This window comes from Ligilactobacillus ubinensis (assembly GCF_024160875.1).
Taxonomy (GTDB): Bacteria; Bacillota; Bacilli; order Lactobacillales; family Lactobacillaceae; genus Ligilactobacillus; species Ligilactobacillus ubinensis.
In genome coordinates this window covers 99,786-105,804 of record NZ_JAIULA010000007.1, presented here as the reverse complement: position 1 = coordinate 105,804, position 6,019 = coordinate 99,786, and the positions used below count along the sequence as shown (strand labels likewise).

Here is a 6,019-nt window from a genome sequence, read left to right as displayed (position 1 = left end):
CGTTTGCTTTTCCACCCGCAAAGCAGGTGGTTTTTTGTTTCGCACGCAAGCGAGCTCAACTAGGTCTAAAGACAAAATAAAAAACTGATAAAAATCAGTTTTCACTAATCTCTATCAGTTAATTAAAATAACTTTTTTAAATTATTTAACTATCCTTGCTAAAAAATATTTCTTTTTACCACGACGAACAATAATAAACTTACCATCAAAACTTGTTGCTGGCTCAACTTCGTAGTTTACATCTGTAATACGTTCGCCATTTAAATATATGGCTCCATTCAAAATATCCTCGCGAGCTTGACGGCGTGATTTTTCGATTTTAGTTATATCAACAAGCCACTCTACTAAATTTTTTTGTTCATCTTTTACATTAACAGAAGGCATATTCTTAAAACCTTGTTCTATTTCAGATGTAGTAAGATCCTTTACTGCTCCAGAAAATAAAGCTTTAGAAATATTTTCAGCTTCTTTAACTGCCTTTTTTCCGTGAACAAACTCTGTTACTTCTTGCGCTAAACGTCGTTGTGCTTCACGCTTTTCCGGTTGTAATTCAACTTTTTTTGCTAATTCTTCTATCTCTTCTTTATCAAGAAAAGTAAAATACTTCAAATACTTTATAACATCTCGATCATCTTGATTCAACCAAAATTGATAAAATTCATATGGTGTCGTTTTTTCTGGATCTAGCCAAATTGAACCGCCTGCAGTTTTTCCAAATTTTGTTCCATCTGCTTTCAACATTAATGGAATAGTTAATGCATATGCTTGTGCATCGGTACCTTCCAATTTATGAATCAAGTCAATACCAGATGTAATGTTACCCCATTGGTCTGATCCACCAATCTGTAATTGCACGTCATTATGTTTCCATAAATGATGAAAATCAACTGCTTGTAAAATCTGATAAGTGAACTCCGTATAGGAAATACCATTTTCCAAACGACTAGCTACAACATCTTTTGCTAACATTGTATTAATATTAAAAAGTTTTCCATAATCACGTAAAAAATCTAACATACCTATTTTAGATAACCAATCATAATTATTAACAATAGTTATATTATCTGCACCAAATAGATTTTTCATCTGTTTTGTTAGCGCAAGTTCATTATGCTTTACTTGTTCCATTGTTTGTAAAACACGTTCCGAATTACGCCCTGATGGATCGCCAATTGCCCCAGTACCACTTCCGATCAAAATATGAGCTCTATGACCGGCTAATTGAAATCTCTTTAACATCATAAAAGGAATTAAATGGCCAATATGTAAACTGTCACCAGTAGGATCAGTTCCACAATATAGTCCTACTGATTTGTCATTTAATAATTTTTTTAAGTTTTCTTCATCAGAAACTTGATTAATTGCACCACGCCATTTTAAATCATCAAAAATATCCAATATATAAACCTCCTAAAAATAAAAAAAGTCCCTAATGTACTTAACATTAGGGACGAAAATTTCCGCGTTACCACCCAAATTGTTACTATAAACTAGCAACCAACTTTGACATTGATAGAGGAATGACCCTTTTTTTGCTCCATAGTGTAATTCAGATAGTATATATGCCTTGGTTTGCAGCCTCCACCAAGTTCTCTAAGCCAGTGATTACCATCCTACTATGCTACTTCAAAGCTTTAAAATAATACTATTAATATAGGCTACTCTGAATTAAAAGTCAACTAAATTAAATTTCATTCTTTTGAGCTAACTTTTTCTGACAATCAGGGCAAAGACCATGCACTTCATATTGACTGTTATAAATCAGGTAGCCAGTTTTTTTAGCAGCTTCTTTTTCAAGAGTCATAAATGTATCATTAAAGATATCGATAATTTTATTACAGTTTACACAAATAACATGATAATGTGGACGTGCAAAAAAATCATATCGCATATGTCCTTCATTATCTGGGGTTACTTCAATTATTAATTTATTTTTTAAAAATAATTCAAGAGTATTGTACACCGTAGCTAAACTAACACTAAATCCACTTTCTTGAACGTGATCATGAATCATTTCAATAGAAGGATGTTCTTTTGAATTCATTAGATATGCTAAAATGACTTGTCTTTGAGGTGTATTTTTAATACTTTGCTTTTTTAAGGTTTTAGCTGCTGTTACAAGCATTTCTTGATTTCTGAGCATATGAAGCGCTCCTTTCCCTCTGCTTTTAAAAGATTTAGTTTTATAATTTTTCTTAAATAAAACTCTTTCATTACCATTATTGCGCAAAATCTAATAAAAGTCCATTTTAAATTTTACTAATTTAAAATAAATAAGCAATTAAAATAATTTTTGGACTCGTATCACCCAACTTTGAATAACCTGCACCATTCCATTGGGTAAAAAACTTGCTAATTGATTTAACCAAATTAGTCTGATTTCTATAATCAACAAGCAGACCATAAACCCTAGTAGCAAGTATTCACCAATTCCACCTGTTGTATAAGCCAGAAATTTTCCTCCTGTCCGAAGACCTCGCTTGCCTAAAGGCCAAAGCCAACGTACACCATCTTTTGAAAAACTATCTTCTATTAAATGCAATAAATAGCCTAAAACTAGCCAAAACGGCATATATTGTGCGTTTTGCGACATATACTGTCCTTGAATAAACGCCAACAAAACAAAAGTTATCACTAAGCCAATAATTGAATGTGTTCCACCCCTATGTCCCAACGCTTTATGCGTTACACCACTAACAAACTTATTCCGTTTGCCCAAAAATGAAGTTGGTTGATCTATATCTGGCAGCAAGCTACCAACTATTAATGCACCCACATTTATCGCGGTTAATTCATTACTGCTAACTATTAGTGGTAATCCTAATGCTAAAGACGTAACAACATGTGTTTTATATTGCATCTAATATCCTCACCATATTTATCTACTTTCATCAAAAAATGTTTAAATTATTTCTTTTATTTGTTGAATCATTGCCAATTCTTCATTTGTGGGTACTACTACTGCCGTTATGGGCGATGCTTCTTGAGAAATCACCCCTTCTTTAGTATTAGCATTGCGCTTTTCATCAAGTAAAACACCTAAACAAGCCAACTTATGTGCAATTTCTGCACGTATATTGCTATTATTTTCACCAATTCCACCTGAAAAAACAATCACATCTAACCCACCTAGTTCTGCAAAATAACTTCCTACATATTTTACAATACGATTTACAAAAACATCAACTGCTAATCCACAGCGCTTATCTTTGGCTCTATTTTTTATAATATCGCGCATGTCTGATGAAACTCCTGAAATTCCTAACAAACCAGACTTTGTATTAAAAATTTCGATAATCTCACTAGCACTTTTACCCAACTTCTTCATTAAAAAGGGCACCAAAGATGGATCAATATCTCCTGATCGAGTTCCCATTGTAACTCCTGTTAATGGAGTAAACCCCATTGAACTATCAAATGCCTTTCCATCTTTTTCTGCTGAAATTGATGAGCCACTACCCAAATGTAGAGTTACCATTTTCAATTTGTTTAAATCTTTTCCTAGCAATTTTGCAGCCTGCTTAGAAATATAAGCATGACTAATTCCATGTTCACCGTAGCGTCTAATCCCAAATTTTTCCGTATATTCATAAGGTAAGCTAAAAATTGCATTAACTTCTGGCATATCTGTAAAAAACTGACTATCAAACACTGCATACTGGGGTGTTTGAGGCATTACAGTTTGCATAAGTTCTATGTACTTAGCTTCCATCGGATTATGCAATGGAGCATGGTCACTTAAATCTTCAATATTCTTTAAGTTTTCACGTGTTATTAATGTTGCTTGTTTAAATTTCTGACCACCAGCAACAACTCGGTGTCCTACCGCTTTAATGTCATCTAATGTTGTTATATTTAACGTTTGAATTTTTTCAATTATCATTTGCGCTGCATCTTCATATGTTAAATTATCTATAATTTTGCTATATTTTTGATCATTATAGCTAATTTCAAAAGTCGACTCTGGCATTAACATCCGTTCAACTAAACCCTTTGCAACAATTTTTTCATTTTCGATTTCAAAAAGTTTCCATTTCACTGAGGAACTTCCAGCATTCATTAATAAGATTTTAGGCATTTTATACCGCACCTCCGCTTTCTTTAATTTATATTATACCCTATATATTTATATCCTTTCATCTTTCTTTCAGTTAATAATGTAAATTTATTATTTTTTCATTTTCGATTAATTACTCTAATTCAACATAAAATAATTTAAATTTATCTGATTTACCATTTTATTAATAATTAAAATAGCTGCTTAATAGTCTTAATACATCACTATCAAACAGCTATTTTTAATTAATCAACTAATTTTCCAACAACATTCAACTTATTTAAAACTTTTTTCCCGTGAGGTGAATGTCCAATGCCTTCTGTTGCATCTGTACCTGCCTTGTTTCCATGATGAGATCCGCCCTTCCAAGGAGCTACATTTGAAACATCATACACAACACCATCTACAGCAACATAAGCTTTATTTCCATCAACACCGTCGTAAGCGGCTAATTCCTCTTTAGTAAATGTCTTTTCTGTCATAAGTTTACCTCCATTACATTTTATGTATATTTTACCATCTTCTGTAATAGAAAACCTAACAAAAAGCTCCACAATTAATCATAAAATAATCTTTCTTACATTTTGCCATCTACTATATCATCTAACAGATCTTTTGAAGGAATAAAGAATAACTGCCCTGATAAAATCTTCGAAAAGGTTAGTAAATAGTCATTTGTATCCAACATTTGCTGCAACATCATTTTAGTAACCTTCCAATGACGAGAATACCCCATGAAATATGTCCCCGTTTTGCCTATAGCAGGATCAGAAAATGGAACATTCATTCTAATAATTTTTTGTTCCTCTCCATTAATCTCTATTTTCGAGCTAACATTGTGTGCATTTTTAAACTTATCTCGATCTTCTAATTCAAGATCACTAAATTTTTCTCTTCCAACTGCCTTTTCTTGTTCTTCTGTTTTAAGCTTATTCCAAAAATCCATATTGTGTATCCATTTTTGTGCGAAAGCATAGGAACCATTTTTAAATTTGGGATCCTCATCACCTATCAATGCGTAACTAGCAGCCTTTTGAACTTCTGGCGCTTCAGTTCCATCAATGAAACCTATAATTGCACGACCTTCAAAATATCTAAAGCCCTTTGTTTCATCAACTACAGTTGTCACTTTATCTAAAAAGCGCATAAACTGAGTCTGTGCTTCATATACCACAGCTTCATTGCTTGCTCGGATGTGAAAAAATAAATCTCCTTCAGAGGCAGGCATCTTATACTTAGGACCTACTAACTCCGTATATGTTTCCAATTCATTTGGCTTTGCAGCATCAGGGAAAAGATATTCCCAAGCCGAATTACTAAAACCAAATGTTGCTTTCAAATTTGATTGTGCCTGCGGTGTTGCATCTCTAATCCTTAATGACCGCAATATAGCTTGATAACGATCGCAAAAATTTTCTATTACTTCACGTTCATCCCTTTGATTTTTACGTTTTAATTTTAAAACCGTAAATTGAACATGTTCCCCAATATCTTTCCATACATCTTGTGCTTTACTTGGATCAACTGTCATTATAGCATTACCCCTTTCACTATCTTCCATCTTTTATAGTAATATTTTAAAAACTATATTTCAAACAATATGACTCTATATAGTATATTTATATAACGAAAAAAGAATATTTAAGGCAAGGATAATTTGCTTTGTATATCGAACTAATTTAAAAATTTAGGACAATATTATTTACAAAAAAATATTTTTTTGCTAGAATGTAAGCGTTGATACCACAAGCTGGGGTGCCATTTTTTTGGCTGAGATACACCCATGAACCTGATCTGGTTAATACCAGCGTAGGAAGTCTTGTTCTTATATTAGTATATTTGAATGAATAATGACCTTAACTACGCCTGTAATTTGTTTTTACGGCGTTTTTTATTCTAATTTTTTACTAATATAACAAACCAGTCTTCTCCTTGTCTTATTAGCAACTATATCTTAAAGGA

6 protein-coding genes, 1 riboswitch and 1 other annotated feature are annotated in these 6,019 nt (G+C 32.5%); all 6 genes read right to left on the bottom strand.

Translation table 11 applies throughout. From position 1 onward, the window contains the following. Nucleotides 1–141: 141 nt before the first annotated feature. The 6 genes from tyrS to LB941_RS05055 all read right to left on the bottom strand — a co-directional run bounded on the left by tyrS (nucleotide 142) and on the right by LB941_RS05055 (nucleotide 5,588). Nucleotides 142–1,398, bottom strand: a complete 1,257-nt coding sequence (tyrS, locus tag LB941_RS05080) for a tyrosine--tRNA ligase (RefSeq protein WP_253360029.1) — start codon at nucleotides 1,396–1,398, stop codon at nucleotides 142–144. 45 nt (nucleotides 1,399–1,443) lie between these two features. Further along, nucleotides 1,444–1,639: a binding site (T-box leader), on the bottom strand. Between the two features lie 45 nt (nucleotides 1,640–1,684). Then, nucleotides 1,685–2,143 (bottom strand): Fur family transcriptional regulator, encoded by a 459-nt coding sequence (locus LB941_RS05075; protein ID WP_253360028.1) that lies wholly within the window; start codon nucleotides 2,141–2,143, stop codon nucleotides 1,685–1,687. A gap of 138 nt (nucleotides 2,144–2,281) precedes the next feature. Beyond that, a complete protein-coding gene (locus tag LB941_RS05070) occupies nucleotides 2,282–2,860 on the bottom strand; it encodes a metal-dependent hydrolase (RefSeq protein WP_253360027.1) in 579 nt (192 codons plus the stop codon). 42 nt (nucleotides 2,861–2,902) lie between these two features. After that, complete coding sequence (locus LB941_RS05065) at nucleotides 2,903–4,078, bottom strand: acetate/propionate family kinase (RefSeq protein ID WP_253360026.1); 1,176 nt, start codon at nucleotides 4,076–4,078, stop codon at nucleotides 2,903–2,905. Between the two features lie 224 nt (nucleotides 4,079–4,302). Next, on the bottom strand, nucleotides 4,303–4,539 hold the full coding sequence (locus LB941_RS05060) for a cytochrome b5 domain-containing protein (RefSeq protein WP_253360025.1): 237 nt from the start codon (nucleotides 4,537–4,539) through the stop codon (nucleotides 4,303–4,305). Between the two features lie 95 nt (nucleotides 4,540–4,634). After that, entirely contained in the window at nucleotides 4,635–5,588 is a 954-nt protein-coding gene (locus LB941_RS05055; protein WP_253360024.1) for a Dyp-type peroxidase, read from the bottom strand. Nucleotides 5,589–5,798: 210 nt separating this feature from the next. Further along, nucleotides 5,799–5,891: riboswitch (TPP riboswitch) on the top strand. Nucleotides 5,892–6,019 lie beyond the last annotated feature (128 nt).

Coding starts and splice junctions, on each gene's coding strand:
- LB941_RS05075 (WP_253360028.1), bottom strand. CDS start 2,143: ATGCTCAGAAATCAAGAAATGCTTGTAACAGCAGCTAAAACCTTAAAA.
- LB941_RS05070 (WP_253360027.1), bottom strand. CDS start 2,860: ATGCAATATAAAACACATGTTGTTACGTCTTTAGCATTAGGATTACCA.
- LB941_RS05065 (WP_253360026.1), bottom strand. CDS start 4,078: ATGCCTAAAATCTTATTAATGAATGCTGGAAGTTCCTCAGTGAAATGG.
- LB941_RS05060 (WP_253360025.1), bottom strand. CDS start 4,539: ATGACAGAAAAGACATTTACTAAAGAGGAATTAGCCGCTTACGACGGT.
- LB941_RS05055 (WP_253360024.1), bottom strand. CDS start 5,588: ATGACAGTTGATCCAAGTAAAGCACAAGATGTATGGAAAGATATTGGG.